Below are 20,446 nucleotides of genomic sequence, written 5' to 3'. Positions count from 1 at the left end.
AATGTTTCTATATTTCCTGCCGCCTTTTTTCTCAGCGACATTTAATATCTTATCAACTCCGCCTCACTTTGTCAAGAACTTTTTAGAAAAACTTTGGAAAACTTAAAAGCCTTGAAAAGCTCAGAAATAAACTTGCTTTCTGTGCGACGTTTATTATCATATCAAGGCTTTTTTACTTTGTCAAGAGGTTTTAAAACTTTTTTTAATTATTCCTCCACCAAGAACCAGATCACCAAGATAAAAAACAACTGACTGACCCGGTGTAACAGCTCTTTGTGCCTCTTCGAATTCAACCTTTAATTCATTTTTAGCTAATTTTTCAATATAAGCTTTAACCGGATAACTGTTATATCTAATCTGGGCTTCAACTTCCATGCGACCATCAATATTATCAAAAGGAATAAAATTAATGTCTTCTGCAATTAAGCCATCACTAAATACAGCTTTATCCTCTCCAACTATCACAGCATTGTTTTCATAATCCAGCTTTGTAACATAAATTGGGTAGCCCATAGAAATTCCCAAACCTCTTCGTTGACCTATTGTATAGTGAGATAAACCATTGTGAGTTCCAACCTGGTTATCCTCACTGTCTAAAATAGGACCTTCCTTAGAAATGTCAGGATAATTTGTGTCTAAAAACCTTACATAATCATCATCAGGCACAAAACAAATTTCCTGACTTTCAGCTTTATTATGAATTTCAAAACCAAGTTCTTTAGCTTTTGCTCTAATTTCGTCTTTTGTATATTCACTTAAAGGAAATAATGTCTGACTCAATTGTTTCTGATTTAAGACATATAACATATAGCTCTGATCTTTATTCTCATCTAGACCTTTTTTTAAGATATAACGTCCATCTTCTTTTTCGATTTTAGCATAATGTCCACTAGCAATATAATCACAACCGATTTCAATTGCTTTTTTATGCAGAGCTTCAAATTTAATTTCTTTATTACACATCACACAGGGATTTGGAGTTCTTCCCCGACTGTATTCATCAACAAAATAGTCGATTACTTTATCCTGAAACTCATCCTGCAGGTTAAAAACAAAATGAGGTATATTAAGTTTTTGCGCAACTCTTTTTGCATCCCTTACTGCAGAGTAAGAACAACAGTGATCTTCTCTGTCGGTTGCTTCTTCATAATCAGGGAAAATATGCATTGTTCCTCCTATAACTTCATAACCCTCTTCTTTTAAGAGAGCAGCAGCTACCGAACTATCTACACCACCACTCATTGCAATCATTACTTTTTTCATAACTTACACCCTTATAAATTTATTTATTCTTAATCAAATTAACTCGATCTACTTTAATGAATTTAATCTATTAATAATTTCTTTTAATTTATCAATTACAAAATCTATTTCTTCTCTGGTGTTACCCTTCCCCAGAGAAAATCTAATAGCTCCTTTTAGATACTCATCTTCTAAGTTTATTGCTTTTAAGACATGAGAAACACTTAACGAACCAGAAGCACAGGCTGAACCAGTTGCAGCTGCAATATTACTCAAACTTAAGTTAAATAATATTGACTCCGCATCCAGTTCTCTAAAAGACACATTTATATTGGCTGGTAATCTACTATCTGATTCAGGTCCATTAATTTTCAAATTATTAAAACTGTCTTGAAGTTGAATAATAAAATAATCACGCAAAGAAATTAATTTCTTTCTTTTTTTTTCCAAGTTTTTAACTGCAATTTCTGCTGCTTTTCCCATACCAACTGCAGCTGCTAAATTAGCTGTCCCAGCTCTTCTTTTTCTTTCCTGACTGCCTCCAGATATCTGAGGGATTAACTCTACACCCCTACGTACAAAAAGAGCCCCAATACCCTTCGGCCCGTTAAATTTATGTGCTGACAGAGAAAGTAAATCCACTCCTAAATCATCAATCTCTATTTTCAATTGCCCTGCCGCCTGAACAGCATCTGTGTGAAATAAAATGTCATTTTGACTGGCAACAGCAGCCAGTTCTTTAATCGGTTGAATTGTCCCAATCTCATTATTAGCAAGCATAATTGAAATCAAAATGGTATCTTCTCGTATTTCATTTTTCAATTCCTCAATATCAACCAGCCCATTTTGATCCACATTAAGATAACTAATATCAAAGCCCAGATGTTTTTCTAAATATTCACAGCTTTTCAAAACGGCGTGATGTTCAATTTTTGAAGTAATAATATGTTTACCTTTTTTAGAGAGGGCCATCGCCACCCCTTTAATTGCCAGGTTATCAGCTTCAGTTCCACCCGCAGTAAAAACAATCTCCTCTGCTTTCTGGGCACCAACAAGCTCTGCTACTAATTCTCTAGCGTCTTCCAGAGCTGCAGCAGCTTTCTGCCCACTAAGATGAGAACTAGCTGGGTTTGCAAAAGACTGATTATAAAAAGGCTCCATGGCTTTAATTACTTCTTTTAACATAGGAGTTGTTGCCGCATGATCGAAATAAATATCGTTCATTTTATCCAGCCTCTATTTTTTCTTTTTTAGCCAGCTGCTCTCTTTCTTTTTCTGCTACTGCTTTATCTCTTAAATCAGCCAGGGTCATATTTTCAATTACTTCATTAATTACATCAGCTAATTCTTCCCATAAGCCGTGAATTACACATTTATCAATATAATTACAAAAATCATCTTCTATTACACAATCAACAGGTGCAATTGGACCTTCTAAAGTCGTTAAGATATCAGCAACACTTATGTCTTCAGGTTCATGGTTAAGCATATATCCGCCATGAGCTCCTCTAACACTTTTTACTAATTTAGCCTTTCTTAATGTTGCAAATAATTGTTCCAAATACTGTTCTGAAATATTTTGTCTTTCAGAAATTTCACGAATGGGAATTGCTTTACCTTCCTCATTTTCTGCCAGATCGACCATTGCTCTAAGACCATATCTTCCTTTAGTTGATACTCTCATATTTTCACCTCGTATAAACTTGACTTCAATTATCAACTTTCAATTAATTTTAACATATGATTAAAATACTGTCAATACTGCTTTCCCAAATAGATCAAGATTATTTAAAAACACTTTTTATTATTTCAAAATCACAATCAGCAGCGGTCTTTTCCCTCAATATTTTTTTAAGATGATTCTTAATATCTGTTGAAATGACTGCTTTAACAGCTGCTCCAGTATTTGTATACTCAGTGTTTTTAATATCTGCTTTAAATGATTCTAATTGTCCAAGTACAGTACCAAGTTTTTCAAAAGAACTTTTAACCTCAATTAAGTAATACTCATTTAAAGTCTCTATACCTGCTTCTTTAATTGCCAGTCTAGCTGTATCACCATAAGCTCTAATTAAACCACCAATCCCTAGTTTAGTTCCCCCAAAATAACGAGTAACAATTATTACTGTGTTAATCAAGTTTTCTCCCTTGATAGCCTCCAATACTGGAGGACCAGAAGAACCAGAAGGCTCACCATCATCATCAAAAAATTCAATCGGATCCTGGTCTAATTCAGTATTTTCGACTCTAAAAGCTGAAACATTATGACTGGCATCTGGATATTTGTTTTTAATTTCTTTAATTCTGTTTTCAGCCTCTTTTCTATTTTCAACCGAGAATATGCTCCCATAAAATTTACTATCTTTAACCTGATTTCTGACCTCCATATTTTTAGAAGGTCCTTTTTTTAGTCTGGCCACTATTTATCATCCTCTGACTCAGTATTGTTTTTTAAATAATCTAAAAATTGGGCTGTCTTTTTTTCTCGACCCATTTTACCGGGTTCATAAAAAGAAAGATTCTGCATATCATCAGGTAGATAGTTTTGGTCAACATAATTTTTAGAATAATTGTGAGGATATTTATAATTAAGTCCATGTCCCAACTCAGAAGCACCTGCATAATGACTATCTTTAAGATGAGGAGGGACATCCCCCGCTCTATTATTTTCTACAAATTCTACAGCGCTATTAATTGCCTTAACAACTGAATTACTTTTGGGAGCAGTTGCTATATAAATTACTGCTTCAGCCAGTGGTATTTTTGCCTCTGGAAATCCAATCTGCTCCACTGCTCTAGCTGCGGATTCAGCTATTATTAGAGCAGTTGGATCTGCCATACCAACATCTTCTGCTGCATGTATTACTACCCTTCTAGCTATAAATTTGGGGTCCTCACCACTAACAATCATCCTTGCCAGCCAGTAAATTGCTGCATCAGGGTCCGAACCGCGCATACTTTTAATAAATGCTGAAATAATATCATAATGATTATCACCTGAGCGGTCATAATTAAGAATTTTTTTCTGCATTGATTCTTCTATTATTTCTTGATCAAGTTTAATTACACCATCTTTATCTGCTGGAGTTGTTAAAACTGCAAGTTCCAGTGTATTTAAAGCCACCCTGGCATCACCATCTGCAAGTTCGGCAATAAAATTAAGGTCCTTATCTGAAATATTAACTTTAAGTTTTCCCAGTCCTCTCTCCTGATCATTAAGGGCCTGATTTAAAATAGAAAAAACCTGTTTACTATTTAATTTTTCCAGCCTAAAAATTCTTGAACGCGATAGGAGAGGTGAATTAACTTCAAAATAAGGATTTTCAGTAGTTGCTCCAATCATAATAACAGTCCCATTTTCTACTGAAGGCAGCAATGCATCCTGTTGTGATTTATTAAATCGGTGAATTTCGTCAATAAAAAGAATGGTTTTTTTATTATATAAATTTCGATTAGATTTTGCCTTTTTAATAACTTCGCGAATATCTTTTACTCCAGAAGTTACTGCATTCAATTTTACAAAATCTGCTTCAGTCTGATTCGCTATTACCTGAGCCAGACTTGTTTTCCCTGTCCCTGGAGGACCATAAAAAATTAGAGACTGCAGTCGATCAGCTTTAATAGCTCTACTTAAAAGTTTATTTTCACCGACAATTTCCTGTTGACCATAGAATTCTTCCAGGTTACGAGGTCGCATTCTGTAAGCCAGTGGTCGATCATTATTCTTTTCTCTATTATTCTGATTCTCAAAAAGATTCACACTCTCACCTCTATTTTGTGGGTACAATTTCTTTTTCTGTAATTATTAAATCAACAGGAACATCATGGTCTTCAACTGGAATAGAATCAACAAGAAAGCGATTATAACAGAAACCTACTTTTATAGCATTATTTGCATGTTTGCTTAAAAAACTGTCGTAATAACCTCCACCATACCCAATCCTGTAACCTTCTGCTGTAAAACAGGCTCCTGGAACTATTATCAGATCTAGGTCCTTTGGTATCTCCTGCCCTCTTATTCTTGCTACAGGTTCCTGAACACCATAAACACCCTCTTTTAGATCTAAATCAAGATTGTTTACCTGAGCTATTCCTAAATCAATCTTATCTTTTCGGGTATAAGGAAGATATACTAAATAACCACGATCCAACAGTTCTTCCATTAAATCAAAAGTTTCAATTTCTTTGCGCATCGAAGCATAAGCCATAATTTTCTTTGCATTTTCTAATTGCGGCAGCTGCAAAAATCTGTTTTTTATTTTTTTACTCCAGCTGATTATTTTAGTTTGCGAAATTTGAGATCTCTCATTTAAATATTTTTTTCTTAATTTTTCTTTTTCCAGCATCAAATTCACCTCAATTAATTATTAAATTCTAATTCTATAATAGCAGAAAATCGATATTTCCGCAAAAATATGAAGATCCAACAGTACTGAAAAATAATTAGATAAATAATTGCATATATAAAAAAAGCTAACCCTTAAAGGTTAGCTAAAAGTCCATCCGCCGTGCCGGTTGATTTGGAATTTTGATCCCTGTCTGCCAAGTGGGTGCCCTCCTACCTGGTTTATAGGTCCATTAAAGGCTTCTACGCCGCAGGTAGAGCTCAGGCTCCCTATGTCTAAGTGTTGGTCAAAATGTTTAATCATTATCGAACACGGCAGATGGTATTTACTTTTCTATTAATAATATTAACATATCTTCTTTAAATCTGCAAGCAAAAAATCCCTATAATGCCACTAAGAACGGATAGAAATTCCAAGTTCCTGCAGTTGTTTTTTGTCAACTTCAGAAGGCGCATTTGTTAAAGGTGAAGTTGCTTTCTGAGTTTTAGGAAAAGCAATCACATCTCTAATCGAATCAGTTCGACCAATTATCATCATTAAACGATCAAGACCAAAAGCAATTCCTCCGTGAGGAGGTGTACCATAATCAAAAGCCTCCAACATATATCCAAATTTTTCCTGTTGTTCTTTTTCACTTATAGATAGAGCAGAAAATACCTTTTCCTGAAGTTGATGGTTATTAATTCTGATACTTCCTCCACCAAGTTCTTCCCCATTTAATACAAGATCATAAGCTTTTGACTTTACAGAAGCAGGATCAGTATCCAGTTTTTCTATATCCTCTTCCAGTGGAGCAGTAAAAGGATGATGGATTGCAGTCAGTCTGTTTTCTGCCTCATCATATTCAAATAATGGAAAATCAACAATCCAGGCAAACTTATATACTTCATCAGGAATCAAATTATTTTCTTTGGCAATTTTAAGCCGCAGATTGCCCAAAGCTGCAGCTACAACTGAAGGCTTATCCGCTACAATTAATAATAAGTCACCTTTTTCTGCTTCCATTGTTTTTTTAATACCCTCTATTTCAGTTTCAGAAAGGAATTTAGCAATTGGAGACTTCATTTGATCTTCTCTTAAAGCCATCCAGGCTAAACCCTTAGCTTTAAACATCTTTACATAATCTTCAAAGGCATCAATTGTACTTCTTGGAGAATCAGCTCCCCCTTTAAAATTAATCCCCTTTACCTGACCGCCATTACTTACAGTTCCACTGAAGATATTAAACTCACTATCTTTAACCACATCAGATAGATCCTTAAGCTCCATTCCAAAACGCAGATCAGGCTTATCTGTACCAAAGCGGTCCATTGCTTCTTGATAGGACATTCGTTTTATTTTTTCTGGAACTTCAATATTACCTACAGCAAATAACTCTTTCATTAGACCCTCAGTAATTTCCATAACCTCTTCCTGGTTAACAAAAGACATTTCCATATCAATCTGAGTAAACTCAGGCTGTCGGTTGGCCCTTAAATCTTCATCTCTAAAACAGCGTGCTATTTGAAAATATCTTTCCATTCCAGAAACCATCAATAACTGTTTAAAAATTTGTGGTGACTGAGGTAAAGCAAAAAATTGACCGGGATTTACTCTACTCGGAACCAGATAATCCCTGGCTCCCTCAGGAGAACTCTTGGTTAAAATTGGAGTTTCAATTTCCCAGAATCCGTTTTGATCAAGATAATCTCTGGTAGTCTTAGTAATATCATGTCTTAAACCCATCAACTTAGTCATTTTGGGTCTTCTTAAATCTAAATATCTATATTTTAATCTTACATCTTCTCCCGTATCAATATTATCTTCAATCTGAATTGGAGGTGTTTTGGCTACATCTAAAACCCTTAATTCTTCAGCCTTTATTTCAATTTCACCAGTTGGCAGATCAGAATTAACATTCCCCTCTGGTCTGGGCTCAACTTCACCTGTAATTGCGACAACATATTCAGACCTGAGTGTATCAGCTTTTTCAAACAATTCCTCACCTGAATCAGGATTAAAAACTACCTGTACAATTCCGGAGCGATCTCTAATATCTGTAAATATTACACCACCATGATCTCTTCTTTTTTGTACCCAACCCATAATTGTAACTTTATTCGCATTATCTTTTTTACTAACTTCTCCACAAAGGTGGGTTCTTTTTAAATCTTTTATTGTTTCCCCCATCTTAAATTTCCTCCTTATCTACTAGCTGCTTCATTTCCTTTAATAAATTGCTTAATTGAATTTCTTTTTCATCTCCGCTTTTCATATTTCTAATTGTAGCAGAGTTTTTATTTAATTCGTCTTCTCCAATGATTATTGTATACTCAGCATTCATCCGATCAGCTGATTTCATCTGTGAACCAACACTTCTACCTAGATAATCAATTTCAGTTCTGAAACCATTATTTCGCAGCTGATCCAGAAGTTTAAAAGATTCTTTTTTAGCCTGTTCCCCAATTACAGTTATGTAAAGATCTACGCCTGATTCAACAGGTAATTCAATCTCCTTAGCTTCTAGAGAAAGAAGTAATCTTTCTATTCCAAGTGCAAAACCAATTCCCGGCAGATCTCTATTTCCAATTTCTTCAGCCAGTCCGTTGTAACGGCCTCCACCAAAAACTGTATCCTGAGCTCCCAGAGCATTGTCTTTTATTTCAAAAGCTGTATTAGTATAATAATCCAGGCCTCTCACAAGTAGTGGATTAATAATATATTCTAAGTCAAGAATATCAAGATATTCCTGAACATCATCAAAATGATCAGAACAGCTATCACAGAGATTATCCGTGATTTTAGGGGCATGTTCAATTACATTCTGACAGCCTTCATTTTTGCAGTCCAGTACTCGCAGTGGATTTCTCTCAATTCTATTTTTGCAGTTATCACATAACTGCTCTTTGTTCTCATTTAAATAAGTTTTTAATTTTTCTACATAAGTTGGGCGACATTCTCCACAACCAACACTATTTAAGTGTAGTTCCAGATTACTAAGACCAAAATCCTGCAGTAATCGCATTCCCAGAGATATAATTTCAGCATCAAGAGCAGGATCATTGGAAGCAATTGCTTCGACTCCTAACTGATGAAACTGTCTAAATCTCCCGGATTGAGGTCTTTCATACCTAAACATGGGACCAATATAATAATATTTAGTTGGTTGAGTCTGACCATAAATTTTATTTTCCAAAAAAGATCTGATTACTGAAGCAGTTCCTTCAGGTCTAAGAGTTATGCTTCTGCCACCCTTATCTTCAAAAGTATACATTTCTTTTTCAACAATATCAGTTACCTCACCAATTCCCCGCTGAAAAAGCTCTGTATATTCAAAAATAGGAGTTCTAATTTCCTGATAGTTATAATTTGAAAAAATCTCATGTGTTTTCTTTTCAATATACTGCCACTTTAAAGTATCCGGTGGTAGTATATCATTAGTTCCTCTTGGAGCATTAAACTTCATTTTTTTCACCTACTGTTTATTCATTTATTTTTAGAAAATCTATCAGCTCAACCCATAATGAGATTGAAACTGATAGATTTAATGATTTACTTAAGTTGTTTAAAAAGGTCTTTAATTGGCATTTTCAGTTTCAACTGGAGTTTCAACCTTAATGTCTTTTTTTAATTGATCTGCTTCTTTCTGGATATCTTCACTAGATGGCTGATCTGTCTCTGCAGCTGATTGAGACTGCATACTTTCACTAATACGCTGCACTTCTTTCATCGCGGACTGCGCCTTTTCTTCAGCCCCCAGTCGACTGTACATCATAAACAACTGATAATAAGTCATAAAATCATCTTCTGCACCTGCAGCAATCTTATCTAACTGAGCTATAGCTTCTTCCTTATTTTCCTGATCAGCCAGGAATTGAGCATAATTGAATCTCAAATCATTATTGTCGGGAAAAGCCTCTACAGCATTATTATAAACTTCTTTTGCTTTTTCTAAATTTTTCTGTCCTTCATATGCCTGAGCTAAATAACTGTAAAAAATCGGATCAGTATCTTCCTTCTCAACAAAGGCTGAGAATTCTTCCACTGCCAGATTATAATTTTCGTTTTCTAGAGCATGATAGGCGCTCAGCACAGGATCATTAATTGTTATATCAGCATTTGCTTTTAATTCTGCCAACCAACTATTTAAAGCTTCATTTCTTTTCTGGGTTCTTATTTCCTGTTTCAGTTTATCTTTAACTTCTGAAAGTGCTGGTCTTTCGTCTTTAGCAGCTTTTGTTTCAGAATCTGATTCCTTACCTGAAGCCGCTTCAGAATTAGAAGTATCTTCAGAATTTTTAGGTTGAGGATACCTCTGCTGATAAAGTTCTTCTATTTCTTTTTCACTTACTTCTATTTCTCCAATCCCCTGATCAATTGTCTGAGTTATTGTTTTGCTATCCTGAATACTTGTCTTAATATCTTCTCTTAAATCACCAATTGTATAACCCTGTTTTGAAAGAGCATCTGCTAATTCTTGATCTGTCATATCATTTTGTTCTAAAATCTTATTATAATTTTCGTCAATTTCTGCTTCTGAAACATCAACCTTAACATCAAGCACTTCCGCCTGAGCCATGAGCAGCTTTCTTTCAATTAAAGCATCCAGAACATTATATCTAAATGGTATAATCTGGGTACTGCTTAGATTGGATTGTGGTGCCTGCTGCTGTAACAGTGAAAAATATTCCTGCTGAGAAATTTCCATACCATTAACTTCAGCAATTACAGAGGAAGCAGTTTGATTAGGAGCCTGCCTGCCTCCACTCTGATTATTTAAATAGGCACCATAGCCCATAAATCCACCAGAGATCACAAAAGCAATTACAACTATATAAACAATAATTCTACTATTATCGCGTAAAGTATCAAACAAAACCTTACACTCCCCTCTCTTAAATATTTATTTTTAAAAATAAAAATTATGCCTAAAAATTGTTTTAATTCTTTTTAATTTTAACCTATTAAATTTTAGATGTCAAACCTCAGCTAATTGCTGGCCAGACACTATTTTTAAAACTACCCAAATTACCGCTGGGTCCATGACCGGGATAAAATATACAGCTGGCTGGTAGCTGAAACAGCTTTTTTTCTACTGAATTTTTTAATTCTTTAAAATCACTGTCCTCTAGGTCGGTTCTACCAATACCATTTGCAAAAATACAGTCCCCAGAAAATAGTATGTTTTCTTCCGGAATATAAATAGAAATCCCATCTTCGCTGTGTCCAGGAGTGCTAATAATTTTTAAAGTCAGTGACTCAAATTTAAGTGACTCACCATCATCAATTGATCTATCTATTGCGGGCGCTGTAACTTTATGGCTTAAAAAGAGAGCGGAAAGATTTAATTTTGGATCAGTAAATTTTAAATTAGCTTTTGGATGAGCCAATACCTCCGCACCAGTTTTTTCTTTTAGAAACTCATTGGCAGCTATATGATCAAAGTGACCATGAGTATTAATTATATATTTCAGCTCTAGATTATTATTCTTAAGATAATCAAATAATCTTTCACCTTCAGCCCCGGGATCAATTATAACTGCCTGCCCAGCCTGAGAAACAATATAAGATTTTACCATAAGTTCACCAACAGTAAATTCTTTTAAATCCATATTAGCCTCCATTTATATATCAAAATTTCTTTTTACTGTCCACCAGAATTGTGACGGGACCGTCATTAATTAAACTAACATCCATCATTGCCTGAAACTCTCCCGTTTCAATTTTCAAACTCGACTCTTTTGCTTTCTTAACAAAATAATCATATAGTTTTTCAGCTTCAGCTGGAGCTGCAGCTTCAAAAAAACTGGGCCTTCGCCCCTGTCGGCAGTCACCAAAAAGTGTGAACTGAGAAACCAGCATTATATCTTTATTCAAATCAACAGCAGATAAATTAAGCTTTTGATCTTCATCTTCAAAAATTCTTAAATTAATTATTTTTTCCAGAAGATAATCAGCATCCTGATGTTCATCTTCCTTTCCAATCCCTAAAAACACCAGTAAACCGGAGCTGATTTCTCCGGTTATTTCTGAATCCACTTCTACTTTAGCACTTTTGACTCGCTGAACAACTGCTCTCATCTAATCCACTCCTATTAAGCAGGTTTGGCTCGACTTACATTTAGAACCCCTGATATTGATTCAATTTTTTTCATAATATCGTACATATGCTCTGTAGAACTTAACTCCAGAGATAGATTTATTACTGCTCTATTATGTTCACTTGTTCTGGCCATAACAGACAGCAGATTAATTTTTTCTTCTTTTATGATATGAGTTATATCATTAAGCAAAGCACTCTTATTTACAGCATCTATCCGTAGATCAACCTGATAGGATTCCGTCCGCCCCCTATCCCAGCTAACTTCTATTATTCGCTCTGGTTCACTTTCTTCAAGATTTTTTAAATTTTTACAATCTTTCCTGTGAACGGAAACGCCACGCCCCCGAGTGATATAACCTACTATATCATCACCAGGAACAGGATTACAGCATTTTGCCATCCGGACAAGCATTTCTTCCATACCTTTAACTGATACACCTTTATCAACTGAGGTAGTCTTTTTTTGAGAAGAACTATGTTTTTTTTCAAGATCTTTTTCTTCCTCATAATCACTAAATTTACTAACTACCTGTTTAGGACTAATATTACTATATCCAAGTTCTTCTAATAAGTCATCAACATCTTTCCGTCCCAGTTCTTTTGTAATTTCTTTTAATTCCTTTTCTTTATCTTTTTCGCTTAATTCAATATTATATTTCTCCAGGTGATCATCCAGGATTCGATGGCCTTTTTCAATAATTTCATCTCGTCTCTGCTTTTTAAACCAGTGTTTAATTTTACTTCGCGCCTTTGAGGTTTTAACAAATTTTAACCAGTCACGTGAGGGGCCATTACTCTTTTTGGAGGTTAATATTTCAACAATATCACTATTTTTCAATTTATATTCCAGAGGTACAATTTTACCATTTACCTTTGCCCCAACACAGCGATGACCAACTTCAGTATGAATATGATAGGCAAAATCTACCGGTGTCCCCCCTTTAGGTAAGGAAACAACATCTCCTTCAGGTGTAAAAACAAAAACCTCATCTTCAAATAAATCAATTTTCAAAGTTTCCATAAATTCCTGTGGTTCCTGAAGATCTTTCTGCCATTCGAGAAGACGTCTTAACCAGGATAGTTTTTCTTCAAATTTTTCATCGCCAACCTTACCCTCTTTATATCTCCAGTGAGCAGCAATACCATATTCGGCCGTTTTATGCATCTCATAAGTTCTAATCTGAACTTCAAGAGGATCACCATTAGGCGCTATTACTGTTGTATGAAGAGACTGATACATGTTGGATTTAGGCATTGCAATATAATCTTTAAATCTACCTGGCATAGGTTTCCAAATTTCGTGAATAATCCCAAGAACTTCATAACATTCCTTAACATTCTCTACCAGCACTCGAACTGCTGTTAGATCATAAATTTCATCAAACTCAACTTCTTTGCGCTTCATTTTATTATAAATACTATAAAGGTGTTTGGGTCTTCCATAAATTTCGGCATCTATACCATGTTCTTTTAAAGTTGATTTTAATTTATCAATAGCCTGTTGAATATCCTTTTCCCGCTGTTTACGGTTAGCCTGAACCTTATGAGAGACTTCATAATACATATCAGGCTTTAAATATCTAAAAGATAAATCCTCTAACTCCCTCTTAATCTTTGACATTCCCAGACGGTGGGCAAGAGGAGCATAAATTTCTAATGTTTCTCTGGATTTTTCTTTTCGCTTTTCCTTTTTGAGATAATTTAATGTTCTCATATTATGAAGTCTATCAGCAAGTTTAATCAGTACGACTCGAATATCTTCGGCCATAGCTACAAACATTTTCCGCAGACTTTCAGCCTGCTGATCCTCTTTAGTTTTAAACTGCATTCTTGTTAGTTTTGTGACTCCATCTACAATATGAGCTACCTCAGATCCAAACTCTCTTTCAATTTCATCACTACTAATGCCAGTATCCTCAACCACATCATGTAATAATAAAGCTACAATTGAAACAATATCAAGCTCTAAATCAGCAAGGATAATAGCTACTCCTAATGGGTGCTCAACAAAAGGTTCTCCAGAAACACGATACTGTTCCTGATGAGCTCTTTCGGCATATCCATAAGCTTTTTTTACCATATCCAAATCCGGATCATCCATATAAGATTTTATTTTATCTAATAAGGTATCTAATTCCATCTATATTTATACTCCTTTAATTACCCGGGAATTTATAACAAATTATTCAATTAATAATGATTTAACTTCATAATCTTTTAAGACTTCTCTTCCAGTCAGAGCCTCAAGTTCTAGTAAAAATGCGCAGCCAACTACTTCTCCACCAAGTTCTTCAATCATTTCTGTAGCAGCAAGTGTAGTACCCCCGGTAGCAAGTAAGTCATCCACAATTAAAATTTTATCTCCTTCAGATACTGCATCTCTATGTATTTCAATTTCATTTTTACCATACTCTAATTCATAAGATTTTTTTAGAACATCATAAGGAAGTTTACCTGGTTTTCTAATAGGAATAAAACCTCGATCAAGTTCTATAGCAAGTGGTGTTCCTACCAGAAACCCTCGTGCTTCAATCCCTACCACATAATCAATATCATAATCTCTAAACATATCTGCCATTTTAACTATGGCTTCTTTAAGTGCTTCCCTATCTCTCAAAAGTGGAGTAATATCTTTAAATAAAATCCCCTCTTTGGGAAAATCAGGAATGTTTCTTATTTTGTCACTAAGATTCATTTTTATCCTCCTTAAAATTAGATACATTTGCAATCAGGTCAAACAGATTTTCTTTAAAAATTAAATTTTTAAATGTCATAAAATTTTCCATTCGCCTGGATAATTTATTATATCGTACTGAGCCTTTAAAGTCCAATTGATTTTGATTATTAAGAGCTAATTCTTTCCTGTTTAGATCTTTAATTATTTGCTGATTAAATTTAATATCTCTTTCTGAAAACAGAAAAATTATTTTCTCCTTTGGAGTTAAAGATCTTTTCTGATATATATCCAGAATATTATTAAAGTGACTCAGAGAAAATGGCAGTGAATAAAATATCAAATGAGAATAATCTGATTCCAGGTCTCTCTCCTTACTAAAAAAACAATGAGCTGGATGAATATTTTTAAAATAATTTTTTTCCTTTTTATGGCTGACATAAACCGCCGCTTTTTTAATCACTTTTTTAGCCAGTAAATTCTCTAATTTCTCATTTTTATTTTTCATATTTCTAAAATCATAAAATTGATAATCATTTTTTTCAAAAATAAGAGCAGTTGAAATATCATTTACAGACCGATAATCATTAACCTTAAGCTGCAGGTTTTCCTGACCCCGCCAGTAATTAATTTCAGCCTGACCAATTAGATCGAAATTAGAAGCAGCAATTTTATCAGCCTGATCACCAAGATTAAAGGCTACAGCCTGAATACCGCCATTTAAATAAATTTTTAAATGCTTATTTTCTTTGCCCATCTGGTAACAACCCCTGCTTTCTAAATTTTGAAATAAAAATTTAGGAGCTGGATTAGCAATCCCATAAGGACGAAATTTTTCTAAATTCTTAACAAAATCTCTGTTGAGTTCTGAAATTTTTAAATTAAGATCTATTTTTTCTCGCCTCAAAAAATCTTCTTCAGTGAGATTCTGCTTTAAATACCGTCTAAAAAGTTCTTTGAATTTAGAAAACATAGCTGGCTTAATACTAAGACCAGCAGCTGCTTTATGTCCACCAAAAGTTAACAGCTCAGAACTACAAAATTTAAGAGCCTGATAAATATTAAGAGCGGAAATACTTCGGGCCGAACCCTTAGCAACATTAGAATTTTGATCAATAGCAAATAAAATTACAGGCAAATTATACTTTTCCAGCAATCTGGAAGCAACAATACCAATAATTCCAGAGTGCCAGTCTGAGTCAGCAAGAATTATTGCCTTTTCTTTTTCCAATTCAAGATCTTTTATTTTTTTTTCAGCTGATTGATAAATTATTTCTTCTTCCTGCTGCCTCTTCTTATTTATTTTGATTAATTTTTTAGCAATATCCTTTAACACATTTTCGTCCTCAACTATCAATAATTTTAAAGCTTCTTCAGCATCATGAATTCTGCCGGCAGCATTTAAAGGTGGAGCAATTATATAACCAATTTGTCCGGCAGTAATCCTATTTTTGTCAAGTTTTAGTTCTTCAATTAAAACTTTTAAACCCAAGACTCTGTCTTTGCTGATCAATTCCAGCCCATTTTTGACTAAAATTCTATTTTCATCCTTGAGGGGAGCTATGTCTGCAACTGTTCCCAGAGCAACTATTGGCAGCAGTTCCTGATACATTTTTTTTACCACATTAGGCCTTAATGCCTGTATTAATTTAAAAGCTGTACCAACTCCTGCTATTTCATTAGCAAAATAATTGTTCTGCTGAACAAGATGATGATTAATTACCGCCTCTGCCAGCGGAAGTTGATCTGATGGAGTATGGTGATCAGTAATAATCAAGTCAATTCCTTTTTCTTTTAAATACTCAGCTTCTTTAAAAGCTGTTATGCCACAGTCAACAGTTATAATCAAATCAATATTTTCTGCAATAATCTTTTTTAAGGCAGAAAGATTTAACCCATAACCATCTTCAATTCTGTCAGGTAAAAAATAATTAACCTCCAGATTATAAGCTTTTTTGAAAAATCTGTATAAAACTGCTGTAGAAGTAATTCCATCAACATCATAATCTCCAAAAACTAAAATTTTTTGTTTTTCTTTTACAGCTTGCTCAATTCTTTTAACTGCCTTGTCCATCCCCGGCAGTTGAAACGGGTCACTTAAATATTTTAGATCAGCATTTAAATATATTTCTTTTTCCTTTTTTGTCTTTATTCCCCGATCAGCAAGTAAGCTTTCCATAAAATTTGATCGATTATCCTGTCTGTAAGAAAGTATTTTCCATAATTTATTCATCAATTATCACCATAAAATCTATTATTTAATATTTACCTGAACGAAAAATTGAAATAACAAGAAGCAAACCCAGTATTCCTGCAAATGAATATCCAATAAACCCAAGCAGAGGTATATTAAAAATTCGAGGTTCCATATCTGTCTGGATCAGTAAAGTTGAACCAATAATCAGAGATGCAATAATCATACTCATCGATATTCTATTTGAAATAATATCAAGTCTGGAAATAAGATTTTCAAGGTTGGTATGTCTGAAATTTATGGTAAAATCATCTTTTACCAGTTTTTCTAAAACAGATTTTAATTGATTATTTAATTCATATTTTTTTCGGCCAAATTTCCAAATTTCTGAACCAACTCTTGCTGCAATTCTATTTAGCTGCATTCTATCATCAAGTATATCTGAAATAAAACTGCGCCCTACTTCAACCACATTAAAATCAGGATCCAGGTCCTGACCAACTCCTTCACTTACCGCAATTGCTCTAAATAAAAGAAAGAAATCCTGAGGCATTCTTATTTGATGTTCATAAATAAAATATTGCAAATCTTCAAAAACTGCCTTAATCTCAATATTGGCTAAATCACTACCATAATATCTATCCAGAATTTTTTCCATATCAAGTTGAAACCTTCTGCGATTAAAATTATCAGGTTTACTACCCAGAATTAAAATTACATCCATTAAAACATTAATCTTTTTATTTATCAGCGCATAAAATAGCAGTGCCATCAAATCTCTATCTTCTTCTGTAATCCTACCAACCATACCAAAATCAACATAGGCAATAGTTTTTTCGTCAGTAATAAAAATATTTCCGGGATGAGGATCAGCATGAAAAAAACCATTTATTAATACCTGCCTCATCAAAGCTTTAGCTCCCAGCTCTGCAATAAATTTGTTATGGGGATGACTTTGATCCACCTCTCTCAGTTTAATACCCTTAATTTCTTCCATGATTAGAAGGTTAACTGTCGAAAGCTCAGAATATACTTCAGGAGCAGTAATATATGGATTATCAGCAAAATCACTGCGAAAACGGATTATATTAGCCATTTCTCCTTTGAAATTCAATTCGTCTTTTATAGTTCGTTTAAATTCCTGAATGATTTCCACAGGTCTAATAACAGAATTAAATAAGTTTCTTTCTTCAGCCTGTCGAGCAAGATTCTCCATAATTTCTATGTCTACACTAATTTTCCTATCAATTCCAGGTCTTTTAACTTTCATGATTGCTTCTTCATTATTTTTTAAAACAATTTTGTGAGTTTGCGCAATCGAAGCAGCCCCAACAGCCTCTTTTTCTATTTTTATTATTTCCTGTTCAAATTTATCACCCAGTTCATTTTTTAAAAATTCTTCTATTAGTTCAAAATTCTCAGGTGGGACTTTATCCTGCAGTTTCCTCATTTCAGTTATAAAAACAGGAGGGAAAACATCAGCTCTGGTGCTCAAAAGCTGTCCTAATTTTATATAAGCAGGACCCAACTCCTGCAGAACCTCTCTAATTTTAACAGCCAGCATTTTACCTGTTGGCCTTTCTGCAGTGCTAATTCTTTTTCTGAAAGGTAAATATTTGTTTAAGTCAAGCTGAGAAATAATAAAACCAAGCCCATTTTTAACAAGAATCTGTGCAATTTCACTATAACGCTGAAAATGACGGTAATGTTTGGGTAAGTTCATATCCATTTTATCACAGCCTTTTTTAAAGATAGAAACCCCTCCAAAACTAAAGGAGGGGTTATGCTCTAAAGGATTTTCTAATTATTATTTGCTGATTCTTTCCTGCCAGGTCACTAAAAGAGGACTGGCTATAAAGATAGAAGAATACGTACCAGCAAACATTCCAATAAAGAGAGCTAACATAAATGTCTGAATTGAAGCTCCTCCAAAGAAATAAATTGCAAGGATTGTAATCAGAGTAGTTATAGATGTGTTAATTGATCTCGGTAAAGTGTCAACTACAGCTGTATTAGCCTGTTTTATAAACGGAACTTTGTGCATCAGCTTCATGTTTTCTCTAATTCGATCAAAGATTACTATGGTGTCATTAATCGAATAACCAACAATAGTGAGCAGTGCTGCTACAAAAGGTGTATTAACCTCTCTGCCAAGAATTGCAAAAACTCCAATTGTAATTAAAACATCATGCATTAGAGTAATAATTGAAATAGCAGCAAATCTAAATTCAAATCTGAAACTGATATAAATAACAATAGCGATTGAAGCTACCAGCATAGCGAGTAAAGCATTTATTCTTAATTCTCTACCTATTGTAGGTCCAACCATCTCAGTTCTCAGCATTTCAGCAGAATCAAACTCAGATTTTATAGCATTATCCACTGTAACAATCTCTTCAGAATCTAAAGTTTTAGCTCTAATAATTATACCATTAGTACCTGATTCTTCAGAATGTTGAATTTTACTATCTTCTGCAATTCCAATATCCTGCAGAACAGCCCTTACTTGTTCCGTTGTAACATCATGATCAAAACTAAACTCCATTAATGTACCACCATTAAAATCTATACCTAAATTGAGTCCATTGATTAATAAAAACAATAATCCGATTCCAATTATAACCAGCGAGATAGTATACCATATTTTTCTTTTACCTAAAATATCCACTTTATTACCCCTTTCTGACCCCGAAAGATTTATTTTCACGTAATAATTTACTGCCTGCAAAAATGTCAATTACATTTCTGGTAACAAAGAAGGCAGTAAACATACTGACAATAATACCTATACCAAGTGTTACAGCGAAACCTCTAACTGTACCACTAGTAAAATAGGCCAGAATAAGAGCAGTCATAATTGTAGTAACATTTGCATCAATAATGGTTGTATAGGCTCTTTTGAAACCAGCATCGATAGCTGCTCTAAGTGTTTTACCTGACTTAAGCTCATCTTTTATTCGTTCAAAGATAATAATATTCGCATCAACCGCCATACCAATAGAAAGAATTAAACCAGCTATACCAGGCAAAGTCAGTGTTGCCTGTAATCCAGCCATTGTTCCCATTAATATTAAACCATAAATTGCCAGAATTACTGCGGCCAGAATCCCAGGGAATCGATAATAAAATACCATATAAATAGCAACTAATAATAATCCTAACAAACCAGCTCTTATACTTTTCTGAATAGATATCTGGCCAAGAGTAGGTCCTACTGTTCTTGTTTCAATTACTTCAACCGGAACAGGAAGAGCACCCTCTCTAATAAGTATCGCATCTTTTTCTGCAGCCTGAGCTGATTCATAACCTGTAATTTGTCCTTTTCCTTCTATTACAGCCTGAACAGTAGGGTTAGTTAGCTGTTCATTATCAAGATATATTCCAATCTTTTTACCCATATATTTTCTAGTTATGTCTGCAAATTGCTCAGATCCACTATCTGTTAATGTAAAAGCAATTACAGCTCTACCATACTGATCATAATCAGCCCTGGCATCTTTTACAGCTTCTCCAGTCATTAAAACTTCACCACTGGAATTCCTAAAAGTTAGCATTGCTGTTCTACCAATTGTATTAATAGCCTCATTCGGACTATCTACCGCTGGTAACTCAACAATAATTCTATCACTACCCTCTCTTTGAATAAGAGGTTCGCTTAACCCTAATTGATTTACTCGTCGTTCAATAACACTTAAAATCCCTGTCATTACTGAATCATTTATTTCTCTTTCTTCTGTGGGCTGAGCCTGCAATACAATATGGGCTCCCCCCTGTAAGTCAAGTCCTAAATTAATGCCATGCTGAAAATATAAAAATGCAGCAAAGGCTATTATAGCTAAAATAATAATTAATTTAATTCGTCTTTTTTGTTTATACCTCATTAAATAAATGTCCTCCTAACAATAAGC

Annotated in this window: 17 protein-coding genes and 1 other RNA gene; all 18 read right to left on the bottom strand. The window is 34.2% G+C overall.

What is annotated here, in order from left to right:
• Nucleotides 1-180: 180 nt before the first annotated feature.
• Nucleotides 181-1,263 carry a tRNA 2-thiouridine(34) synthase MnmA gene (mnmA, locus tag BW929_RS06795; RefSeq protein WP_076544613.1) on the bottom strand — a complete coding sequence of 361 codons (1,083 nt, stop codon included), beginning with the start codon at nucleotides 1,261-1,263 and terminating at the stop codon, nucleotides 181-183.
• A 48-nt stretch (nucleotides 1,264-1,311) separates the two neighbouring features.
• Complete coding sequence (locus BW929_RS06790) at nucleotides 1,312-2,466, bottom strand: cysteine desulfurase family protein (protein WP_076544612.1); 1,155 nt, start codon at nucleotides 2,464-2,466, stop codon at nucleotides 1,312-1,314.
• 1 nt (nucleotide 2,467) lies between these two features.
• Nucleotides 2,468-2,926 (bottom strand): RrF2 family transcriptional regulator, encoded by a 459-nt coding sequence (locus BW929_RS06785; protein ID WP_076544611.1) that lies wholly within the window; start codon nucleotides 2,924-2,926, stop codon nucleotides 2,468-2,470.
• Between the two features lie 100 nt (nucleotides 2,927-3,026).
• Nucleotides 3,027-3,662, bottom strand: a complete 636-nt coding sequence (locus BW929_RS06780; protein ID WP_076544610.1) for an IMPACT family protein — start codon at nucleotides 3,660-3,662, stop codon at nucleotides 3,027-3,029.
• Nucleotides 3,662-5,002: a replication-associated recombination protein A gene (locus BW929_RS06775; RefSeq protein WP_076544609.1), complete on the bottom strand. Its 1,341-nt coding sequence runs from the start codon at nucleotides 5,000-5,002 to the stop codon at nucleotides 3,662-3,664. Before BW929_RS06775 ends, BW929_RS06780 begins: the two co-directional genes overlap by 1 nt.
• 10 nt (nucleotides 5,003-5,012) lie before the next feature.
• Nucleotides 5,013-5,588: a 5-formyltetrahydrofolate cyclo-ligase gene (locus BW929_RS06770; protein WP_076544608.1), complete on the bottom strand. Its 576-nt coding sequence runs from the start codon at nucleotides 5,586-5,588 to the stop codon at nucleotides 5,013-5,015.
• A 150-nt stretch (nucleotides 5,589-5,738) separates the two neighbouring features.
• A non-coding RNA gene (ssrS, locus tag BW929_RS06765) (6S RNA) lies at nucleotides 5,739-5,912 on the bottom strand.
• Between the two features lie 69 nt (nucleotides 5,913-5,981).
• Entirely contained in the window at nucleotides 5,982-7,757 is a 1,776-nt protein-coding gene (aspS, locus tag BW929_RS06760) for an aspartate--tRNA ligase (RefSeq protein WP_076544607.1), read from the bottom strand.
• 1 nt (nucleotide 7,758) lies between these two features.
• Nucleotides 7,759-9,033 (bottom strand): histidine--tRNA ligase, encoded by a 1,275-nt coding sequence (hisS, locus tag BW929_RS06755; RefSeq protein ID WP_076544606.1) that lies wholly within the window; start codon nucleotides 9,031-9,033, stop codon nucleotides 7,759-7,761.
• 111 nt (nucleotides 9,034-9,144) lie between these two features.
• Nucleotides 9,145-10,443, bottom strand: a complete 1,299-nt coding sequence (locus tag BW929_RS06750; protein WP_076544605.1) for a SurA N-terminal domain-containing protein — start codon at nucleotides 10,441-10,443, stop codon at nucleotides 9,145-9,147.
• Between the two features lie 109 nt (nucleotides 10,444-10,552).
• A complete protein-coding gene (locus tag BW929_RS06745; protein WP_076544604.1) occupies nucleotides 10,553-11,179 on the bottom strand; it encodes an MBL fold metallo-hydrolase in 627 nt (208 codons plus the stop codon).
• A 19-nt stretch (nucleotides 11,180-11,198) separates the two neighbouring features.
• The gene (gene dtd, locus BW929_RS06740; protein ID WP_076544603.1) at nucleotides 11,199-11,648 is read right to left on the bottom strand and encodes a D-aminoacyl-tRNA deacylase; all 450 of its coding nucleotides are present in this window, start codon (nucleotides 11,646-11,648) and stop codon (nucleotides 11,199-11,201) included.
• A 14-nt stretch (nucleotides 11,649-11,662) separates the two neighbouring features.
• Nucleotides 11,663-13,810 carry a RelA/SpoT family protein gene (locus BW929_RS06735; RefSeq protein ID WP_076544602.1) on the bottom strand — a complete coding sequence of 716 codons (2,148 nt, stop codon included), beginning with the start codon at nucleotides 13,808-13,810 and terminating at the stop codon, nucleotides 11,663-11,665.
• A 42-nt stretch (nucleotides 13,811-13,852) separates the two neighbouring features.
• Nucleotides 13,853-14,365, bottom strand: a complete 513-nt coding sequence (locus tag BW929_RS06730) for an adenine phosphoribosyltransferase (protein WP_076544601.1) — start codon at nucleotides 14,363-14,365, stop codon at nucleotides 13,853-13,855.
• Nucleotides 14,355-16,577 (bottom strand): single-stranded-DNA-specific exonuclease RecJ, encoded by a 2,223-nt coding sequence (gene recJ, locus BW929_RS06725; RefSeq protein WP_076544600.1) that lies wholly within the window; start codon nucleotides 16,575-16,577, stop codon nucleotides 14,355-14,357. The genes BW929_RS06730 and recJ overlap by 11 nt, the downstream gene beginning before the upstream one ends.
• A 25-nt stretch (nucleotides 16,578-16,602) precedes the next feature.
• Complete coding sequence (locus tag BW929_RS06720) at nucleotides 16,603-18,267, bottom strand: ABC1 kinase family protein (RefSeq protein WP_076544599.1); 1,665 nt, start codon at nucleotides 18,265-18,267, stop codon at nucleotides 16,603-16,605.
• 78 nt (nucleotides 18,268-18,345) lie between these two features.
• A complete protein-coding gene (gene secF / locus BW929_RS06715) occupies nucleotides 18,346-19,206 on the bottom strand; it encodes a protein translocase subunit SecF (RefSeq protein WP_076544598.1) in 861 nt (286 codons plus the stop codon).
• Between the two features lie 4 nt (nucleotides 19,207-19,210).
• Complete coding sequence (gene secD, locus BW929_RS06710; RefSeq protein ID WP_076544597.1) at nucleotides 19,211-20,419, bottom strand: protein translocase subunit SecD; 1,209 nt, start codon at nucleotides 20,417-20,419, stop codon at nucleotides 19,211-19,213.
• Between the last annotated feature and the right edge of the window lie 27 nt (nucleotides 20,420-20,446).

The sequence above is a fragment of the Halanaerobium kushneri genome, from assembly GCF_900156285.1.
GTDB classification, from domain to species: Bacteria; Bacillota; Halanaerobiia; order Halanaerobiales; family Halanaerobiaceae; genus Halanaerobium; species Halanaerobium kushneri.
The sequence above is the reverse complement of the archived record's forward strand: the minus strand, read 5'-3'. Positions and strand labels throughout refer to the sequence as shown.